At 56.6% G+C, this 20,042-nt stretch carries 11 protein-coding genes, 2 tRNA genes and 2 rRNA genes; 7 read left to right on the top strand and 8 right to left on the bottom strand.

The features are described 5' to 3' along the window. Positions 1-12 precede the first annotated feature (12 nt). A complete protein-coding gene (locus L3J03_04665; protein ID MCF6290270.1) occupies positions 13-678 on the top strand; it encodes a metal-dependent transcriptional regulator in 666 nt (221 codons plus the stop codon). 108 nt (positions 679-786) lie between these two features. On the opposite strand, the gene L3J03_04660 is transcribed toward L3J03_04665, so the two are convergent. Both L3J03_04660 and pal read right to left on the bottom strand, forming a co-directional pair. Beyond that, positions 787-1,365 (bottom strand): OmpH family outer membrane protein, encoded by a 579-nt coding sequence (locus L3J03_04660; GenBank protein MCF6290269.1) that lies wholly within the window; start codon positions 1,363-1,365, stop codon positions 787-789. 173 nt (positions 1,366-1,538) lie between these two features. After that, positions 1,539-2,111, bottom strand: a complete 573-nt coding sequence (gene pal / locus L3J03_04655; GenBank protein ID MCF6290268.1) for a peptidoglycan-associated lipoprotein Pal — start codon at positions 2,109-2,111, stop codon at positions 1,539-1,541. 267 nt (positions 2,112-2,378) lie between these two features. Here pal and glgP point away from each other — a divergent pair, with 267 nt between their 5' ends. Both glgP and L3J03_04645 read left to right on the top strand, forming a co-directional pair. Beyond that, positions 2,379-4,586 (top strand): alpha-glucan family phosphorylase, encoded by a 2,208-nt coding sequence (gene glgP / locus L3J03_04650; protein MCF6290267.1) that lies wholly within the window; start codon positions 2,379-2,381, stop codon positions 4,584-4,586. 157 nt (positions 4,587-4,743) lie between these two features. Continuing rightward, a complete protein-coding gene (locus L3J03_04645; protein ID MCF6290266.1) occupies positions 4,744-7,314 on the top strand; it encodes a DNA internalization-related competence protein ComEC/Rec2 in 2,571 nt (856 codons plus the stop codon). A gap of 59 nt (positions 7,315-7,373) precedes the next feature. Here L3J03_04645 and L3J03_04640 read toward each other — a convergent pair whose 3' ends face one another. The 6 genes from L3J03_04640 to amrS form a co-directional block, all read right to left on the bottom strand. After that, on the bottom strand, positions 7,374-8,456 hold the full coding sequence (locus L3J03_04640) for a type IV pilus twitching motility protein PilT (GenBank protein MCF6290265.1): 1,083 nt from the start codon (positions 8,454-8,456) through the stop codon (positions 7,374-7,376). An 83-nt stretch (positions 8,457-8,539) separates the two neighbouring features. Then, the gene (locus L3J03_04635; GenBank protein MCF6290264.1) at positions 8,540-9,241 is read right to left on the bottom strand and encodes a TIGR00730 family Rossman fold protein; all 702 of its coding nucleotides are present in this window, start codon (positions 9,239-9,241) and stop codon (positions 8,540-8,542) included. Between the two features lie 34 nt (positions 9,242-9,275). Then, positions 9,276-11,462, bottom strand: a complete 2,187-nt coding sequence (locus L3J03_04630; protein ID MCF6290263.1) for a tetratricopeptide repeat protein — start codon at positions 11,460-11,462, stop codon at positions 9,276-9,278. Continuing rightward, on the bottom strand, positions 11,459-12,985 hold the full coding sequence (gene selA, locus L3J03_04625) for an L-seryl-tRNA(Sec) selenium transferase (protein MCF6290262.1): 1,527 nt from the start codon (positions 12,983-12,985) through the stop codon (positions 11,459-11,461). The genes L3J03_04630 and selA overlap by 4 nt, the downstream gene beginning before the upstream one ends. A 4-nt stretch (positions 12,986-12,989) precedes the next feature. Further along, entirely contained in the window at positions 12,990-13,136 is a 147-nt protein-coding gene (locus L3J03_04620; protein MCF6290261.1) for a hypothetical protein, read from the bottom strand. A 334-nt stretch (positions 13,137-13,470) separates the two neighbouring features. Further along, on the bottom strand, positions 13,471-14,490 hold the full coding sequence (amrS, locus tag L3J03_04615; protein ID MCF6290260.1) for an AmmeMemoRadiSam system radical SAM enzyme: 1,020 nt from the start codon (positions 14,488-14,490) through the stop codon (positions 13,471-13,473). A 534-nt stretch (positions 14,491-15,024) separates the two neighbouring features. On the opposite strand from amrS, the gene L3J03_04610 reads away from it, so the two are divergent. The 4 genes from L3J03_04610 to L3J03_04595 form a co-directional block, all read left to right on the top strand. Next, positions 15,025-16,586, top strand: a 16S ribosomal RNA gene (locus tag L3J03_04610). Positions 16,587-16,827: 241 nt separating this feature from the next. Beyond that, a tRNA-Ile gene (locus L3J03_04605) sits at positions 16,828-16,906 on the top strand. Positions 16,907-16,960: 54 nt separating this feature from the next. Next, a tRNA-Ala gene (locus L3J03_04600) sits at positions 16,961-17,036 on the top strand. A gap of 292 nt (positions 17,037-17,328) precedes the next feature. Then, positions 17,329-20,042, top strand: a 23S ribosomal RNA gene (locus L3J03_04595); the annotation flags it as partial.

Raw genomic sequence — 20,042 nt, 5'->3', positions numbered from 1 at the left:
GGAGTAAAGAACATGTTGCGAGAGGAACTTGAAGAAATCCTGGAGGCGGTCTGGGTCAGCAACGAATATCGGAAACCCGGGCTGGAAGAGATCAAGAAGAACTGCCCGGTGGAGATTGCGGACCAGGACCTGCTCACCCTCCAGCAGGAGGGGCTGATCCATCGCCAGGATAACGATATCCACCTGACCGAAGCGGGCAAGGTTATTGCCGCGGGGCTGGTCCGGAGACACCGGCTGGCCGAGGTCCTGCTGTCCAGCATCCTCCAGTTGAGAAACTCGGACATGGAAGAGGTGGCCTGCAAGGTTGAACACTGCCTCCAGCCGGAGGTGGAGGAATCCATCTGCACCCTGCTGGGGCACCCGGAGGTCTGCCCGGACGGCAAGCCGATCCCCAGGGGCCGTTGCTGCACCAAGGGGTTGACAGTGGTGGACCGGGCCGTGGTCAGCCTGTCCGAACTAAAGGCGGGGGAACGCGGCAAGATAACCTACATCAAGCCGATCACCCATTCAAACTTCCACCAGTTGATCTCTTTTGGCCTCCATCCCGGGGTGGTGCTCACCGTGCACCGGAACAGCCCGACAATCTGTATCAAGTTCGGCAACACCGAACTGGCGCTGGCCGATGAGATTGCCGCCAATATCTTCGTCTGGCGGCTGCACCCGGAAGATCATCCCTGACGGCGCGGCCAAGGGGGAATCGCCTGGTAACGGCCGGACGCTTGTGCCGCGATTATCCTCATCCCCGGATCTCTCCGGCCCGGCCGGCTTCCAGCCGGATTGCGACCGTTATTTCTTGATCCCGGCGAGCCGCGCCGCCAGGGCCTCGACGACCAGGTCGGTGATATCGATGGATTCATCCGCGTAAAGCAGACCATGGGGCGACTCCAGCCCGGTGCGCGAATTCTCAAGGATCAAGGTAAATCCGTGTTCCTTGCCAATCCCGGCCAACGCCGCATGGAGTTCCGCCAGGACCGGCTCCATGGCCTGCTGGTCCAGCTTGTCCAGTTCCACCTGGGCAAGTCTTACTTTCTGCTGCAGGACCGCGCCCTTTTTCCGGAACTCGACAATCATTTTCTCTCGTGCTTCCGCACTCAAGACCGCGCTGTTGATCTGCGCCTGCAATTCCTCAAGTTCCTTTGAATCCTTGTTGAACTCCTTTTCATATGCAGCCTTTTTGGCATTAACGATCTTGTTCGCCGCTGCCCGCGCCTCTTTTGCCCCGGGCGTCCTGGTCAGGACCTCCTTGAGCTTGACGGTTGCAATGGTCACTGTTTTCTCGTCACCGGCCAGGGCCTCACTGGAGACGGTCTGTACCGCCAACAGCAAGACAACGACCATTACCGCCCACACTTTCATTCTATTCATAACCTCACACCTCACATGTCAAAATTATAATAAAACACATAAAAAAACCGGGATGAGAAGTCAATGCGACTGTCCCACCCCGGTTGCTTACAGGTCCATTACCCCAACAACAAGGGAACAGCCGAATCAGGAGATCCCGACAACCTGGTCCGGCTTCCCGCCACCCAACCGTCTTACCGGTTAATTACAAAATCGGCCCGCCGGTTCTGGGCCCAGGACAACTCGTCATGGCCGTGCAACAACGGCCTTTCCTCGCCATAGCTGATGGTCGTCAGCCGGCCGGCGGAAACCCCGAGGTTGACCAGGTATTTCTTGGCGCTCAAGGCCCGCCGTTCACCCAGGGCCGCATTGTACTCATTGGTGCCCCGCTCGTCGCAGTTGCCCTCGATCCGGACAGCGGTTGCGGGGTTCGACTGCAGAAAAGCACCATTCTGCTTAATCCGCTCAACCTGGTCGGCCCGGATATTCGACTTATCAAAATCAAAATAAACCGGCAGCAACGGAGCCGAGGTCCTGCCCTCAAGAATGGTCTGGGCGCCGGCAAGCACTGCAGGCCCGGTGGAGTCAAGGGGTTCCTCTGTGGCCGCCATGCCGCCGGTGTCACCACTGTCCGGGGTTACAACAACCGGAGCCGGCGCAGCGGGCCCGGCCTCGGATACCACCTTTTTCCGGGAACATCCCGAAACGGCCAGACCAACGGACAGGGCCAGGATTACAGCCAACGCCAACCGACTTATCTTCTTCATCTCACTCCTCCTCGCACCAGTATCGGGTCATGAAAAAAATCTTGTAAATTATTTGAAAAAAGTATAGACGGACAACCGGAACGCTCCATATCTACTACCAAACGTTGGTCTACCATAAAGAAGACCGCCTGAAAATTCAATGTCTTTTTGATTAATTAGAGTTTATTCTTTCAAGGCAACAGGGTCTCTTCCCCGGGGCGTTCCCGTCCCGATGCCGGGTGGCCCGAAAAATTCATTATTTATTACTGCAAACACTGCAACAACGACATGCAAACCCAGGAAAACCATCCCCTGAACAAGGAAGAAATTTTACGCGATCTGCTCGCCACCAATGACCTCGGAACTTTCTTCGGGATATCCCAGAAGGTGTTTGATCAGGTGTGGGGCAACCTTACCTCGCCGGATGGCAACTCGGTTATCTATATCAGCATGGAAATCGGCGCTGATCTTGATGTCTTTAATCCGGTCAAGTCCAGGCTCCAGGAGTTGAAAATCAGCAACAGCAGCGACCCCTTGCTGGACGGCTTTATCATGCGCCACCTGCACGGCCCGGAAAAAATCCCCAACTACAGCGGCGGCCTCGGGGTGCTGGCCGGAGACACCCTGAAAAGCTTCGCCGCATGCAAGATTCCGGTGGCAGCCGTTTCCCTGCTCTACCGGAAGGGGTATTTCTCCCAGATGGTCGACTCCCGGATCGGCCAGGTCATCTGGGCCACCCACTGGGAACCGGAAAAAACCCCGGGGCTCTACCTGCTCAGGAACCCGGGGTTTCCTGATCGGCCCCTTGAACTTGAAATCCCGTTCTTTGACGAAAATGACCGGGTGAGCATGGCCTATGCCCGGATCTGGGTAAAGCTGGAGATCAATGAGAACCTAGATTTCTTTATCCCGGAGTTCCTTCTTGACTACAGCGGACCCAACTCGCCGGAATGGATCCGCCGGGCCGCCGACCGTCTCTATGACAGCAGCTCGGAACGGATGAAGGCGATCCAGCGGCGAATGCTGGGGGCTGGAATCCACCAACTGACGAAACTTCTCGGCCTCACCGCAAAAACCCTCCATCTCAACGAACAGCATGGCGTGGTGGTTATCCTCCAACTCCTCGCCGATCAGCTCCTGGAAACCATTGGCCCGGACTTTCAAAAACTCGCCACGGACGAGGATATACTCGCCGCGGCCGACACCGTCTCGGAAAATGTTATCTACACCATCCATACGCCGGTGGCCGCCGGCCACGACCGGTTCACCAAAACGGTCTACGCCGGTATCAGTCATCGCTTCTGCCTGCGCTGTCTCAATCTCCTGGCCCGGGACAAGACAACGCCGTCGTCCTATAACTTCACTGCCATGGCGATGAAGGTCAACCGGGCGACCAACAGCGTGAGCCGTCTGCACCGGGACGTGACCAGGCACCAGTTCCCGGAGTATGCGGAGAAAATCACCGCCATTACCAACGGGGTTCACCACCTTACCTGGATCAGCGATGCCCGGGCCGAGGTTTTTGACGGCTTTCCCGAGCTTGACAACTGGCGGCATGATCCCAGTGTGTTTGCCAACACGGACTCACTCATCATGAACCATAGATTCCGGACCGCCCTGGAAAGGGCCTGGGCCCGGGACAGCATCAGGCTCACCGAATATGTCAACGCCATGCTGCATCGCCACCGGTTGCAGGTCCACGAGACCTGGATCGACCCGCCCAATTTTCTCTCATTCCTTGATGAGAAGGAGCAACCCCTTGACCCCGCGGCATTCACTATTGGCTTTGCCCGACGCTTCTCCACCTATAAACGGCCGGATCTGATATTCGAAGACATCGACGCCCTGGCCGAAATAATCGTCTCCCTGGGCAAACCGGTCAATTTCCTCTTTGCCGGCAAGGCCCATCCCGCGGACGAACCCGGCAAGTCGGTGATCAAGCTTATCCTCGACTCCCAGGAGAAATTGTTCAAAAAAAGCCAGGGCCTGGCCAAGCTGGTCTTTATCCCGAACTATGATATGAAAATCGCCAAACTGATGGTGGCGGGTGTGCATGCCTGGCTCAACAATCCGAAACGTCCCTTGGAGGCCAGCGGCACCAGCGGGATGAAGGCGGCCTTGAACGGGGTCCCCAACATCAGCATTATGGACGGCTGGTGGGCTGAAGGATTTCATGACGGGGCCACCGGCTGGAAATTCGGCCACGAAGGAGCTTTCCATGAAGAGGGACTGAGCGAGGACCCGGCAGCCCTGCTCTATGCCGAGGATTCCGCCGCCTTTTACCGTCTCTTCCCCGAAATCCTTAAAACCTTCTACGATCCGGAATTGCGGCCGCAGTATCTGGACAAAAGCTTCAGGAACCTCGCCCTCAACGCCCCTATATTCAATACCCACCGCGTTGCCGCCGAGTACCTGGAAAAATACCGGATCACCCTGCCGGCTGAAGCGCAAAAGAAGATCACCCTGCTCCGGCGCCTGTATCAGAGCGAGATATAAATCCCGGAGGAATCTGCCGGGACTTCGTCCCTGATGGCGGTTACCAACCAGCAAGGCTGGACAATAACAGGGCATGGCAAGGACCGCGATTGATGGTGACTTTCGTATAAACAATACATAACTACCAACGGCAAGACGGCGACAGGACCAGTGGCCAATGGCAAACGGACCTGACAAGACCCCCTTTCCGCTCTCCGGGCGCTCCAGCCATCTGCTGCTGCTGGCGGTTGTTGCCTTTAGCGCCGGAATCGCCGCGGCCCAGGCAATATCGCCCGAAGACAACACCATTGTCCTGGTGATTGCCCTCTTCCTGGCCGCGGCGATCTTATTCAGCCGCAAGGGCAAGGCCCAAGCCATGGGGACCCTGCTCCTCTTTCCCTTCTTCTTCCTGGTCGGCCTCATTCACGCCGGCCCGTATCTTGACCCGCCAACCGCACTACATCATGTCCGCAACCAAATTACAACCCGCCAGACGGTGGCCGTTTCCGGGACTCTTATCCGGGCGCCCAGCAGAATCACCGACCCGGACACCGGTCCAAAAACCGTAATGCTGATTGAGGCGGAATATCTCATCTTCCCGGCCGATCCCGATACAGTCCGCAAGGCGACCGGCCTGGTCCGCCTCACCCTGAAAGGCGAACCAATGGAGAAGTTGACCCCGGGCCGCCGCCTGACGGCAAGGGCCCAGTTGTCGCCGATCTCTTTCCTTGCCACCCCCGGCGCATTCAATCTGAAAACTTTTTTTGCCCGGCAGGGACTCTGGGTCAGCGGCTGGATCACCACCCCGGCCAATATCACCTTGCTCCCGGATCTGCTTCCGGGCCGGCCGCCCCCCTCCCATGCCATCAGGTTTCAAGCGGAACGGGCCCGCTACCGGATAGCCCGCTTTCTGGACCGGAATCTGGATCCGCGCACCCGGGGACTGTACAAGGCGATTCTCATCGGCGACAAATCCGACATCCCAGCCGATATCCGGGACTCATTCCAGAACAGCGGGTGCACGCACCTGCTTGCCATTTCCGGACTCCATCTCGGCCTGCTGGCTTTCCTTTTCTATGTCATCTTTTCCCGGCTGCTGGGTCAATCCACCTGGCTCCTGCTGCGCTTTCGGGCCAAAAAAATCGCCGCCCTGATCACCCTGTTTCCCGTGACCGGCTATGCCTTTATCGCCGGACTGAACATCCCGGTGACCCGGGCACTGCTCATGGCCGCGGTGGTTGTCCTGGCCCTGCTGTTTGATTGCCGAAAATCCCTGCTCCCCAACCTGGCCCTGGCCGCGTTTATCGTTCTCATTCTTCACCCCTTAAGCCTGTTCAGCGCCTCATTTCAGCTTTCTTTCGGGGCGGTACTGGCCATCGCCCTGTTCACTGCCTGTCAGCCCCGCTATTTCCCGGCCGGCAGGGAGGAAAAGACAACCGCGCCGACCCCGGCCCGGCCGTTATGGCAGGACTGGGCCCTGGCCGGGCTCCTTATCTCCACCGTGGTGCTCGTCGGAATCGCTCCCTTTCTCGCCTATCATTTCCACCGTATTTCCCTGCTCGGCCCGCTTGCCACCCTGCTGGTGGAACCCCTGCTCTGCATCTGGTCGCTGACCATCGGTCTGGCCGCAATCACCCTGCATTTGGTCTCACCGGCGGCGGCGGTCGCCCTTATCAAGCTCGGCAGCCTGGGATTGACGGCCGGGGCCGCTCTCTGCGGTTTTCTGAGCACCCACTTCCCCTGGGCCGTATTATGGCTGCCCGCACCGACCATTCCGGAAATCGCGCTCTATTACCTGTTCATCTTCGCCCTGTTGACCATGCGCGGCCGGCGCCTCCTGCTGATTGCCCTGCTCTGTATCAGTGCCACCGTCGGCATTGAAGCAGGAATCCAGTTACATAGAAAGTTCACGACCACCACCACGGTCACCCAGCTTGATGTCGGTCAGGGCAGCAGCACCCTGATCGAGTTTCCCGGAGGACGGACCGTTCTCCTGGACGGCGGCGGCCCGACGTCAGCCCGCTTCAATGTCGGCCGGGACATCATTGCTCCCTTTCTCTGGCAGCACCGGGTTCTCGGTCTTGACGGGATAATTGTCTCCCATCCCCATGCGGACCACTACAACGGCCTCCCTTTCATCATTGACCGATTCAGGCCGGACACCTTGTGGACAAACGGCAAAACCAGGGCGGAACCGGGATATAAAAAAATGCTGGAACAGGCAAGAAGGCGGGGGATAGAACAAAGAGTGGCCGGAGCCGGGGACCTGCTTCTGGAAAGCAACAATGCGCGACTCTTCTGTCTGGCCAATTTCGGCCAACCGCAAAATCCCCCTGGGCCGGAGCCGGAACAACACCAGGGCAGGCCCGGCGCGAACCCGAACCAGGAAGGCATGGTACTCAAACTGGAGACCGGATTCGCCTCCTTTCTCTTCCCCGGCGATATCGACAGGGAAAGGGAACTCAAGCTTATCGAACAACACCGCGACCTGAAGGCGGATGTCCTGCTCTCGCCGCATCACGGCAGCAGGACATCCAACAGTCAATCATTCATCAACGCCGTGTCACCCGAATATCTTCTTATCTCCAGCGGCAATTCCCATCAGGCCGCAACCACTGCCGCCCGGTTGGCGCAACGGAGCCGACAACAGGGAATCAAAGGTCTGATGACTTTCAAACAGGGCGCCATTACATGTACTGCCGACGAAAGAAACAGTCTCGTCTGTAGCGGACATCTCAAAACACAATAGGCCCGCGGCATGGTCGGCCGCGGGCCTGTTGGTACAAATCCGGCTGACGGTCCGGTTCGTCAGACATCGATAAAATCGTCGGCGCCGTGTTTCAGGTAGGGCAGAAACTTGACCTTGTCGATACAGTTGATGTAGGCATCCTCCGGGCTTATCCAGGTCTTCTTTACAAGCTCCAGGATAGCATCGTCCAGGGTCTGCATGCCAAACTTCTTGCCGGTCTGCATAACAGACGGCAGCTGATAGGTCTTGCCCTCCCGGATAAGGTTGCGCACCGCCGAGGTGCAGATGAGGATTTCAAGGGCCGCGACCCGGCCCTTGATGTCGCGCCGCTTGAACAGGGTCTGAGAGATAACCGCCTTCAGGGCATCGGCCAGGGTGGAGCGCACCTGTTCCTGCTGGTCGGCGGGAAAAATCTCAATAACCCGGTCCACGGTCTTTGAGGCGTTCAGGGTATGCAGGGTGCCGAAGACCACATGTCCGGTCATCGCCGCCTCCATGGCAAGGGAAATTGTTTCCAGGTCACGCATCTCGCCGACCAGGATGATGTCGGGATCCTCGCGGAGCGCCCCGCGCAGGGCCGCGGAAAAGCTCTTGGTATGGGTGCCGATCTCCCGATGGTTGACCACGGCCATCCGGCTCTGGTGGACAAACTCGATCGGGTCCTCAATGGTCAGGATATGATCCTTGCGGGTCCGGTTGGCCTTGTCGATAATTGCCGCCAGGGTGGTTGATTTGCCGCTGCCGGTGGGGCCGGTGACCAGGACCAGCCCCTTGGGCAGGGTAGCCAGCTTTTCGACCACCAACGGCAGCCCCAGTTGCTCACAGGTAAGGATGTTGGTGGGAATCTCGCGAAAAACCGCGGCAATCCCTTTTCTCTGCAAGAAAAAGTTGGCGCGATAGCGGGCAAGTCCCGGGATCTCATAGCCGAAATCAACGTCCCCGGTTTCCTCGAAGATCTTGATCTTCTCCTCCGGACAGATCTCGTAGAGCATCGCCTTCAGCTCTTCGTTCTCCATGATCTTATACTTCACCGGCTCAATGTCGCCGCGGATCCGAAGAAAGGGCTGCTGACCGGACACCATGTGCAGGTCCGAAGCGCCCTGTTCGTTCATCAACTTAAAAAAAGCATCAATCTGTGCCATACCTTCCCCCCTGAGCTTCCGTTTAAAAGCAGGATAATATCGGCTAGTTGAACAATCATGGTCTTAACCACGCCGGGCCGCCCCTAAAGGATAACGGTTTTCCGGATATGGGCGACGATTTCATCGGGATCGTCCATCAGGCTGAAAATCAACATGTCATCCGCATCGATATTGTTGACCGAAAGCATCTTTTCCTTGATCCAGTCGAGCAGCCCGCCCCAGAACTCGCTGCCCACCAGGATAATGGGGAACGGCTTGATCCGCCGGGTCTGGATCAGGGTAAGCGCCTCGAACATCTCATCCAGGGTGCCGAACCCGCCGGGCAGGCAGATAAAGGTCATGGCATATTTAATGAACATTACCTTGCGGATAAAAAAATATTTAAAGTTCAGCGCCTGGTTGGCATAGGAATTGGGCTCCTGCTCAAAGGGCAGGTTGATGTTCAGCCCCACCGAGATACCGCCGGCCTCGGCCGCGCCCTTGTTGGCCGCCTCCATGATCCCCGGCCCGCCGCCGGTGATAACCGCATATCCGGCCTGGGTCAGGTCGGCGGCGACCTTGACCGCCAACTGATAAAACGGGTCGTCGGGCGGGGTCCGGGCCGACCCGAAAATCGACACCCCCGGCCGGTTCATCCCGGCCAGGGCGTCAAAGCCCTCCACGAATTCCGACATGATCCGGAACAGCCGCCAGGAATCTCCAACATTAAAATTGTCCAACCAGTACTGGTGGACTTCATCGCTGGTCCGCCGGCCGCTGGCCTTGAAACCGTTCATTGCCCGCATCTTCATCTAAACCTTCCTCGTATCCTGCTGTTTTTCAACTGTCTTCTTGCAACCGGTCCAAGGCAACGGTTGCCTCGGCCTGTCCGGGAGAGATATCCACTGCCCGCCGGTAGGATCGGGCCGCGCTGCGCAACCGGCCCATTTGCTCCTGGACCCGCCCCATCCCAAGGTGCAGCGCCACGGCCCGCCGGTTGTGGCGCAGGCCCTGTCTGAGCGAGCGCAGACCCTCCTGATACTCACCTCTTCGCGCCTGTACCAGCCCCAACCGACACCAGGACTGCCATTGACCATCATCGAGTTCCACGGCCTGACGGCATAAGGAAAGGGCAATGTCGTCGCCCTGGTTCTCGTTGGCATAAAGTTCCCCCAACAGGCTCAACGCCGCCGCATCCCGGGGATTATGGCGGATCGCCCGCTGCAGAAACCCCATTGCCTCCCGGGGCCGGCCCAGTTCCTTGTGCGCCTCGCCGAGACAGCGCAGGATCAGACCGCGGCCGGCCCTTTTCTTGCCCTCGGCAACACCGGGCCCCTGCTCCTCGCACAACCGGTGACAGGTTTCAAGATGAACGAGCGCCTCCTGGTGTCTCCCGGCCTGACAGTAGAGTCGCCCCAGGTGGAGATGGAGATCAAAACTCTGTTCATCGGCCCCGTTGTGCTGATTTGCAGCCAGGGCCTTTTCCAGGCTGGCCATGGCGCGCTGCTCTTCACCGAGCAGCAGGGAAACCACCCCCTGGTTAAACAGGGCCATGTGGTTGTCCGGGGCAAGGGTCAGCACCCGCTCGAAACAGGCCAGGGCCTGCCGGTGACGATTCATCTGGGCATAGGCCTCGCCCAGGGAGTTCAACAGGTTGACATTATCAGGATCAATACCGATCCCCCGGCGATATTCCCTGACCGCCCTGACCAGATCACCCTGGTTATAATAAACGTCACCGCTGATGTTCAGACTCACCGCATCGAACAGGGTCATGGTGCCCGGACCGAAAAAACCGGTGTGCAACAAGGCCTTGCGGGCGTTGACCGCTGTTTCGCCCTTGCTGAATCCATAACAGGGATAGAGGGCAATACCCAGGGAGAAGGTGTCGGGTGAAAACTCCTTGACCCGGTCCTGGAAGGCACGCGCCCAAGCCAGGGCCGTTTCCGCACCAGCGCCAGCAAGCACCGCATAGACCTCCTTGCCGCCGGACACCACCACCTGGGCCGCACCGCCGGTCAGGGCCAGAACCCGGCCGGGGAACACCCCCTCCTCTGTCCCGTTGTCATGTTGCAGCAAAATCAGGGCAAATCTATCCTCAAAGCGCCAGAGCCGGCGCAGCTTGCCCAGGACATCCGCCGGCAGGGGCGCCAGCGGATGTGAAGCAGCGGCATCAAGGGAGGAAAAGGAGCACAAGGTATAGGGTCCGCGCCGACCGGCAACCCGCAGGGCCTGCCACGCCTGATCAAAAAGAAGGTCCGGGCCGGCAGGAGACTCTCCCCGCCCCTGGCCGGCCCCGGCCTCAATCGTGACATAGCCGAAATGGGCCCGGGGTGTTTTCTCCCTTTTCAGCCAGGTCAACACCCGCCTGCCGATATCCTGCACCCGGTTACCGGCATTATCCCGGAGCACCAGCCCGAATACCCCGCTGCCCAGATGATGGAGCAGGGAATCTCCAAAATAGGAATCAAGTGAGGCACCGATCCCGGCAATAGCGCTTAGCGACTTCTCCGCATCCTTGGCCCGGGGGTAGATCTCCAGCAGGGCAAGGGTCAATGCCGGTCCGGACCCGGCAAGGAGCCGGGCCACGGTATGCCGGAGATGGTGGCCGTTGAAAAGACCGGTGGCCGGATCCAGGACATGCTCCTTGAGGAGACGCAGTTCCCGGGAAAGGAGCCGGCAACGGTCAAACAACCACTCCCGGGACAGGCCTTTCACAAACTGGGGATCCACGTTCTCCAGGATCGCCACCGCACAGGGAGTGGGGTCACTGTTCCAGATGGGCAGCAGCACCCGGGAGGCCTCTGCCACCACCAGCGGCCGCTGTCGGCCAAGAACCTCTTGCAGTTCCTTGCTCTCCGCCGGACCAGCCGCGACGGCCCCGGCCGGATCCTCCTTTGTCCAATAGCGGACCGGTCCCCGGGCATAGGGAACAAGCTCCAGCACGCTCTGGGAAAAATAATCCCGCAGGCGGATGAAATCTTCCGGCTTCAGCTCCGTCTCACGGAAAAGAAATGGAAAGGTCATGGGGTGTTGCTCCCAAGGAGTGCCAGGAGACCGCGACTCAAGGGGACAACCTGGTCATCGGCCACGGTGCGCATATCCAGGAGCAGTCGTTCGTCCTCTATCCGGCCGATTATCGGTAGCTCCAGGCCGCGCAAGCCGGTCTCCAGTTCATTAATCGTCCGATCGTCAGGCGCCAGCGCCACTGCCCAGCTCGGCAGATCCTGTTCAGGCAGCGCCCCGCCGCCGACCCGTGATCCGGTGGACAGCACCGAGACCCGGCAAGACCCGGCAAGTTGCTTTTGTATCCTCCGGGCCAACCGCTTGGCCCGTTTTTTGATAATCTCCGGATCCATGGTCAGCATGGCCAGGGTGGGCAGGGTGGCGAGCGCTTTTTCCTCATCAAAGTAGCAGCGGAGTACGGTCTCCAACCCGGCCAGGGTAAATTTGTCTATCCGCAGGGCCCGGTTCAGCGGATTTTCCTTGATCCTGGCAATGATTTCCCGTTGGCCGAGGATCAGGCCGGCCTGGGGCCCGCCCAGGAGTTTATCACCGCTGAAGGTGACAACATCGACCCCGGCCTTGAGCGCCTCGCCCACGGTCGGCTCCTTGCGCAGGCCGAACCGGGACAGGTCAAGGAGCGAGCCGCTGCCCAGGTCCTCCATGACCGGTATACTGTGTTCCCTTCCCAGGGCCACCATTTCGTCCAGGGAAACCTCGGCGGTGAATCCCAGAATCCGGAAATTGCTGGTATGCACCTTGAGGAGCAAGGCGGTCTCCCCGGTGATCGCATTCTCATAATCCCGCAAATGGGTCCGGTTGGTGGCGCCGACCTCCTTCAGCAGGGCACCGCTCTTGGCCATTACATCCGGAATCCGGAAAGAGCCGCCGATCTCGACCAGTTGTCCCCGGGAGACCACCACCTCCCGCCCCTTTGCCAGGGTATCCAGGGCCAGCAACACCGCGGCGGCATTGTTGTTGACCACCAGTGCCGCCTCGGCGCCGGTAAGTTCACGGAGCAGATCCTCAACCAGGCTGTAGCGGCTGCCCCGCCGGCCCGTTGCCAGATCAAACTCGAGGTTGGAGTACCGGGTCGCGGCCCGGCCCAGGTTGTGGACCACATCGGCCGGCAGGATGGAACGACCGAGGTTGGTATGGATCACCACCCCGGTGGCATTGATCACGGTCTTGAGATTCGGGGCGAGCCGGTCAGCGAGCCGTTGTTGAAAAAGCCGCCCCAGGGACTCCCTGGCCAACTCTTTCCTGCCAACAACAGCGCCCGCCAGAATCCGGGCCCGCAGATCACCGAGTATCGCCCGGACCGTGTTCTTCACCATGACCAGGGGCGCCTCCGTCTCCCCGGCAACCCAGGCGAGGAACTCGTCCACCTTGGGGATGGCCCGCAACAGTTCCTGCCGCTGGAGGTCATGCCCCGGATTCCGCGTCTTTTCTCCCACTCGACCCCCCTTCTTGCCCTTGCCGTCCTGTTCCGGCAGGACGAGATCCCTTAGCTGTAACCGTTCACCGGCCATGCGAAAGAGGTCCACAATCTCAGACCTGTAACCGTTCAGTAACCCCCCTCCTATCGGGAAAGGGGTCTTCTTCTACCAACGGCCGCTCCATTGAGAAGGGCCGGCTGTTCATAAACAGGCTATCAAGCAGGAACTCGCTTCGCCGCGGCGACGATTCGGAAGCCATAAGCATATCCTGCCGAAGTTGTTTCAAATTCCGCTTTTGCCGTCACGGCTGCGGCTCAGGGTCCGCTACACCGTTCGCTATAAGAAAACCCCTTTCCCGGTCCAATCTCAAACGTACGGGGTTTACCGAAACCTTACAGATCCCTTAGCTGACAATCGACGGTATCTTATCCAATATACATAACATATTGCAAAGCGGCTTACCGTTTTTCAGGCCGCCTGTCAAGGATACTTCCGGTTGGCGGCACAAAAATTCACTGATCGACAACTGATCACCGGGCATGTAACTCCGCGCTATCATTATCCCCGAACCGGTAAGCGGTCGGCAGGCCGGCTCATTCCCATACCCCGCTGATGCTCCCGCCGCAGAGGCCGCATTTACCGGCGCGGATCCTGGCGCGGCGAAGCCCGAACCCCTGCCGTTCGATCACCGGTTCCGCACAGTGCGGACAGATGGTATTTTCCCCTGTATCTCCGGGGAGATTCCCCACATAGACATATTCAAGCCCAGCGGCCAAGCCGATCTCCCGGGCCCGATGCAGGGTAGCCACCGGGGTCCCGCCCCGGTCGGTCATCCGATAGGTGGGGTAAAAACGACTGACATGCCAGGGCATCCGGGGATCCACCCCCCTGATAAACTCGGCAATTGCGGTCAACTCCTTATCAGAATCGTTCCATCCCGGGATCACCAGGGTGGTGACCTCGACCCAGACCCCCAACTCCTTCATCAGCACGATGGTATCAAGAACCGGGGCCAGCCTGGCCCCGCAGACCTCTTTATAAAAGGTGTCGCTGAACGCCTTGAGATCGATATTGTTGCCGTCCAGATAGGGGGCGATCTTACGGCTGGCCCCGGGGCTGGTATAACCGTTGCTCACAAATACGTTGCGCAACCCGGCGGCCCGGGCGAGCACCGCCACATCATAGGCGAACTCGAAAAACACGGTGGGCTCGATATAGGTATAACTGATGCTGGCGCAGCCGGCCCGGCGGGCTGCGGCCACCACCTGCGCCGGGGTCGTCTCCCGGCCCGTGATTTCACCGCCGTGCTGCCGGGGATACTGGGATATCTGATAATTCTGACAGTGTTTACAGCGGAAATTGCACCCCACCGTGGCAATGGAATAGGACAGCGAACCGGGCAGCAGATGAAAAAGCGGTTTTTTCTCGATCGGGTCCACATGCTCGCTGATCAGACGGCCGTAGACCATACTGTAAAGAACCCCGTTCCGGTTTTCCCGGACCTTACAGAGTCCGCGCCGGCCCTCCTTTATCTGACATCGGTGCGCACAGAGGCCACAGCGCACAACCTTCTTCTCCTGATCCAGTAGTTCCTGAAAATCGGCCTTTTTCATCTCGCTCTCCAAGGACAAAGGTTTACGAACCAACAAGACAAACCAGCATGGCTGAACCGGATTTCAGTCCGCAACCACAACGAACAATGAAAATCTCCTCGAACGTGGAGCTTCGCCCGGAGCGACTTTCATATAAATGGACTGTCGCCCTTTTCAACTCTAGGAAAGATCATCAGGCTTCACAACCTCTAAAATGATTATTTGCACAGAAGGTAGAGAGGATAAGCACATTCCGGAAAAATGAGCTGGCAAAAATCTCAAAGAATCTTATTGACAAGGTGCTCAGAAGATAATAGGTTGTCGCGTCTTCGCAGGGCTTGACAGCTGATTTTTTTCGAGACTGATCGGCGATGAAAAGCGCTTGACATCAGGTCTTGAGTCGAAGATAATACAGAATTCCGCCACGCCCAGCGGGGCGGCGCGATCCTGGTGATTGCGGCATTGATCCTTGAAAACTGAATAGCAAAAGACAGTGGGTCTTTTTGAGAGCAGTAACTTTGAGAAAACCCCGGTTCATACCGGGTATTAGGATTTAAACTAGAGAGTTTGATCCTGGCTCAGAACGAACGCTGGCGGCGTGCTTAACACATGCAAGTCGAACGAGAAAGTCCGCTTCGGCGGATGAGTAGAGTGGCGCACGGGTGAGTAACGCGTAAATAATCTACCCCTTTATCCGGGATAACCCGCCGAAAGGCGGGCTAATACCGGATACGTTCTTCAATATGCAGGTATTGAAGAAGAAAGATGGCCTCTGATTCAAGCTATTGTAGAGGGATGAGTTTGCGTACCATTAGCTTGTTGGTGGGGTAACGGCCTACCAAGGCGACGATGGTTAGCGGGTCTGAGAGGATGATCCGCCACACTGGAACTGGAACACGGACCAGACTCCTACGGGAGGCAGCAGTGAGGAATATTGCGCAATGGGGGCAACCCTGACGCAGCGACGCCGCGTGGGTGAGGAAGGTTTTCGGATCGTAAAGCCCTGTCAGGTGGGAAGAAATGTATTGTGGTTAATACCCATGATATTTGACGGTACCACCAAAGGAAGCACCGGCTAACTCCGTGCCAGCAGCCGCGGTAATACGGAGGGTGCGAGCGTTGTTCGGAATTACTGGGCGTAAAGGGCGCGCAGGCGGCTTGATAAGTCAGATGTGAAAGCCCACGGCTCAACCGTGGAAGTGCATCTGAAACTGTCTGGCTTGAGTACTGGAGAGGAAAGTGGAATTCCTGGTGTAGAGGTGAAATTCGTAGATATCAGGAGGAACACCGGTGGCGAAGGCGACTTTCTGGACAGATACTGACGCTGAGGCGCGAAAGCGTGGGGAGCAAACAGGATTAGATACCCTGGTAGTCCACGCCGTAAACGATGAGAACTAGGAGTGGGGGGTGTTGATCCCTTCCGCACCGCAGCTAACGCAATAAGTTCTCCGCCTGGGGAGTACGGCCGCAAGGCTAAAACTCAAAGGAATTGACGGGGGCCCGCACAAGCGGTGGAGTATGTGGTTTAATTCGACGCAACGCGCAGAACCTTACCTGGTCTTGACATCCCGAGAATTTCCCGGAAACGGGAAAGTGCTTCATTAGAAGAGCTTGGTGACAGGTGCTGCATGGCTGTCGTCAGCTCGTGTCGTGAGATGTTGGGTTAAGTCCCGCAACGAGCGCAACCCCTGCCTTTAGTTGCCAGCATTAAGTTGGGCACTCTAAAGGGACTGCCGGTGTCAAACCGGAGGAAGGTGGGGATGACGTCAAGTCCTCATGGCCTTTATGACCAGGGCTACACACGTACTACAATGGTCGGTACAAAGGGCAGCGACTTCGCGAGGAGTAGCGAATCCCGTAAAACCGATCTCAGTCCGGATCGGAGTCTGCAACTCGACTCCGTGAAGTTGGAATCGCTAGTAATCGTGGATCAGCATGCCACGGTGAATACGTTCCCGGGCCTTGTACACACCGCCCGTCACACCACGAGAGTTGGTTGTTCCAGAAGTAGTTGAGCTAACCCGCAAGGGAGGCAGGCTACCAAGGAATGGCTGGTAATTGGGGTGAAGTCGTAACAAGGTATCCGTAGGGGAACCTGCGGATGGATCACCTCCTTTTAAAGGATTGTTTTCATCTGGTAACAGGTGAACATACCTAGATCAACACCCACTTGACATTGCTATTCAGTTTTGAAGGATCGATGGACCAGAAGCCAGAAGTCAGAAGTCAGAAGACGGCTGACGGAAAAGATCTTTGAGAGAACGGGGAAGCCAAGGCCGGGAGTCCGGGGACAAGGTTCAGGGCATTTTATTTAATCAGTGATCTGTCCTCTGTCCTCTGTCCTCTGTCTTCTGACACGGGCCTATAGCTCAGTTCTGGTTAGAGCGCACGCCTGATAAGCGTGAGGTCGATGGTTCAAGTCCATCTAGGCCCACCATGCTTATCACCAAAACCGTTCAAACGGTTTAAACAGTTTGAACGGTTAGTAATCGGGGGTGTAGCTCAGCTGGGAGAGCGCCTGCCTTGCACGCAGGAGGTCATCGGTTCGATCCCGTTCACCTCCACCACTAAATTTTTCGAGAAAAATTTAGAAAGCGCAATTTACTTTCATCTGTTTTTGTCGGTCTCGCAACAACCTGCTCGACGGACGTGATTTGTCTTGTAACTTGTTGATTTTATTGGGTGGCATTTGAAGCCTTTCGGGTTGTTACGAGTCCATCGTTTTTGAATGTGGTTCAAAAACAGATGAAAGCAAATTGCTTTAATTCAAAATCTCTGATTTTGAATTGTTCTTTGATAATTGAATAGTAGGGTAATTTTTTTGATACAGTAGCTGAGTATTTATTAATCAGGCTTTATGGTTAAGCTACTAAGGGCGAACGGTGGATGCCTAGGTATCGGAAGGCGATGAAGGACGTGGCAAGCTGCGATAAGCTTCGGGTAGCCGCTAACAGGCTTTGATCCGGAGATTTCCGAATGGGGGAACCCACCCGGGGTAATACCCGGGTATCATGCACTGAATTCATAGGTGCATGAGGCGAACGAGGGGAATTGAAACATCTAAGTACCTTCAGGAAAAGAAAGTAAAAACGATTCCCGTAGTAGCGGCGAGCGAACCGGGATCAGCCCAAACCACATGAGTGTAAGCCTGCAAGCGTTGCTTGTGTGGGGTTGTGGGATCTTGTTTGCCGGGATTGCAGTTCCGGCGGGGAGTTACAAAATTCATGTATAGCGGAACGGCATGGAAAGGCCGGCCATAGACGGTGATAGCCCGGTAGGTGAAATGCATGGATCTCCCTTACAAGACACCCGAGTACCACGAGACACGTGAAACCTTGTGGGAATCTGGGAGGACCATCTTCCAAGGCTAAATACTAACCGATGACCGATAGTGAACCAGTACCGTGAGGGAAAGGTGAAAAGTACGGGGGGACCCGAGTGAAATAGTACCTGAAACCGTTTGCCTACAAGCAGTGGAAGCACTATGGACTTTTGTCCAGTGTGACCGCGTGCCTTTTGCATAATGAGTCAACGACTTACCCTATGCAGCAAGGTTAAGCCGTCAGGTGGAGCCGTAGCGAAAGCGAGTCTTAACAGGGCGCGGGACATGCGCACTCTTAAGTTGGTGGAATGCGTGCTCAGATTTAGTCCAGGTTTGGCTGATCTGATTAAATAAATCCGCAGGAATAGCAGCGCTATTTTGAGGAATTTGTTTATGAAGAGCAGACAAAGATGGGCTGAAGATGAGATACGCAAACGCCAATTTAAGTGTGTGCATGGCCAAAGTTGCATGGGGTAGACCCGAAGCCGGGTGATCTATCCATGGCCAGGGTGAAGCGAAGGTAACACTTCGTGGAGGCCCGAACCAGTGTAGGTTGAAAACTGCTTGGATGAGCTGTGGATAGGAGTGAAAGGCTAATCAAACTCGGTGATAGCTGGTTTTCTCCGAAATATATTTAGGTATAGCCTCGTGTGTTTACTGACGGAGGTAGAGCACTGATTGGACTAGGGGTCTCACCAGATTACCAAACCCATTCAAACTCCGAATACCGTCAAGTTAGAGCACGGGAGTCAGACTGTGGGAGATAAGTTCCATGGTCGAGAGGGAAACAGCCCAGACCGCCAGCTAAGGTCCCCAAATGTATGCTAAGTGGTAAAGGAGGTAGAACTGCCCAGACAACCAGGAGGTTGGCTTAGAAGCAGCAACCCTTTAAAGAAAGCGTAATAGCTCACTGGTCGAGTGGGTCCGCGCCGAAAATTCAGCGGGGCTCAAGCATACTACCGAAGCTGCGGATTTCAGGAAACAGGGTACAGGAAGCAGGAGACAGACGTGAAAGACATTAAGTCTTTTGAAGACTTAGACGTTTTCCAGCGTGCTTACAGGATTTCTTTAGAGATACATCATGTAAGTTTAAAGTTTCCCAGGGAAGAACAATATGGACTTGGCAGCCAGATCAGGAGTGCCAGCAAGTCCATATGCGCGAACCTGGCGGAAGGTTTTGGAAAGCGAAGTCAATCGGTGGCGGAATTCAAACGATTTCTGATGATGTCAATCGGTTCAAGCGACGAGATGCGCGTCTGGCTTCGATACTGTCTGGACCTTGAATATATCGACAAGGGGAATTGGAAGCGTTGGCGCGATGAATATCAGGAGATATCGCGCATGCTTCAGGGATTACACAGAAGTTGGGATAAATAAATTCTGATTCCTGTATCCTGTCCCCTGTTTCCTGGAGTGGTAGGAGAACATTGTGGTAGCCTGAGAAGGTACACCGAAAGGAGTGCTGGAGGTCCCACAAGAGCTTATGTTGACACGAGTAGCGAAAATGCGGGTGAGAAACCCGCACGCCGAAAGCCTAAGGTTTCCTGTAGTAAAGTTAATCTGCTCAGGGTTAGTCGACCCCTAAGACGAGGCCGAGAGGCGTAGTCGATGGGAAACAGGTTAATATTCCTGTACCACCATACTGGTGTTACGGATACGGGGGGACGGAGAAGGATAGATCATCCGGGTGTTGGAATACCCGGTTTAAGCGTGTAGGTGGAGGACCTTGGCAAATCCGGGTCCTTATTCAACACCGAGGCGTGATGACGAGAGCCTTAAGGCTCATAAAGTGATTGATTCCATGCTTCCAGGAAAAGCCTCGTATTCATTCAGTAAGGTGATCGTACCGTAAACCGACACAGGTAGGCAGGGAGAGTATCCCAAGGCGCTTGAGAGAACTCTGGTTAAGGAACTCGGCAAAATAGCACCGTAACTTCGGGAGAAGGTGTGCCCTCATCAGGTGATGATACTTGCTCACGCTTGCTATCGGAGCCGAAGGGGGTTGCAGTGAAATGGGGGGAGCGACTGTTTACTAAAAACACAGGACTCTGCGAAGTCGAAAGACGAAGTATAGGGTCTGACGCCTGCCCGGTGCCGGAAGGTTAAGGGAACTTGTCAGCTCACGCGAAGCAATGAACCGAAGCCCCGGTAAACGGCGGCCGTAACTATAACGGTCCTAAGGTAGCGAAATTCCTTGTCGGGTAAGTTCCGACCTGCACGAATGGCGTAACGATTTCCCCACTGTCTCAAC

It is taken from the genome of Desulfobacterales bacterium (assembly GCA_021647905.1).
GTDB lineage: Bacteria > Desulfobacterota > Desulfobulbia > Desulfobulbales > BM004 > JAKITW01.
The sequence above is the reverse complement of the archived record's forward strand: the minus strand, read 5'-3'. Positions and strand labels throughout refer to the sequence as shown.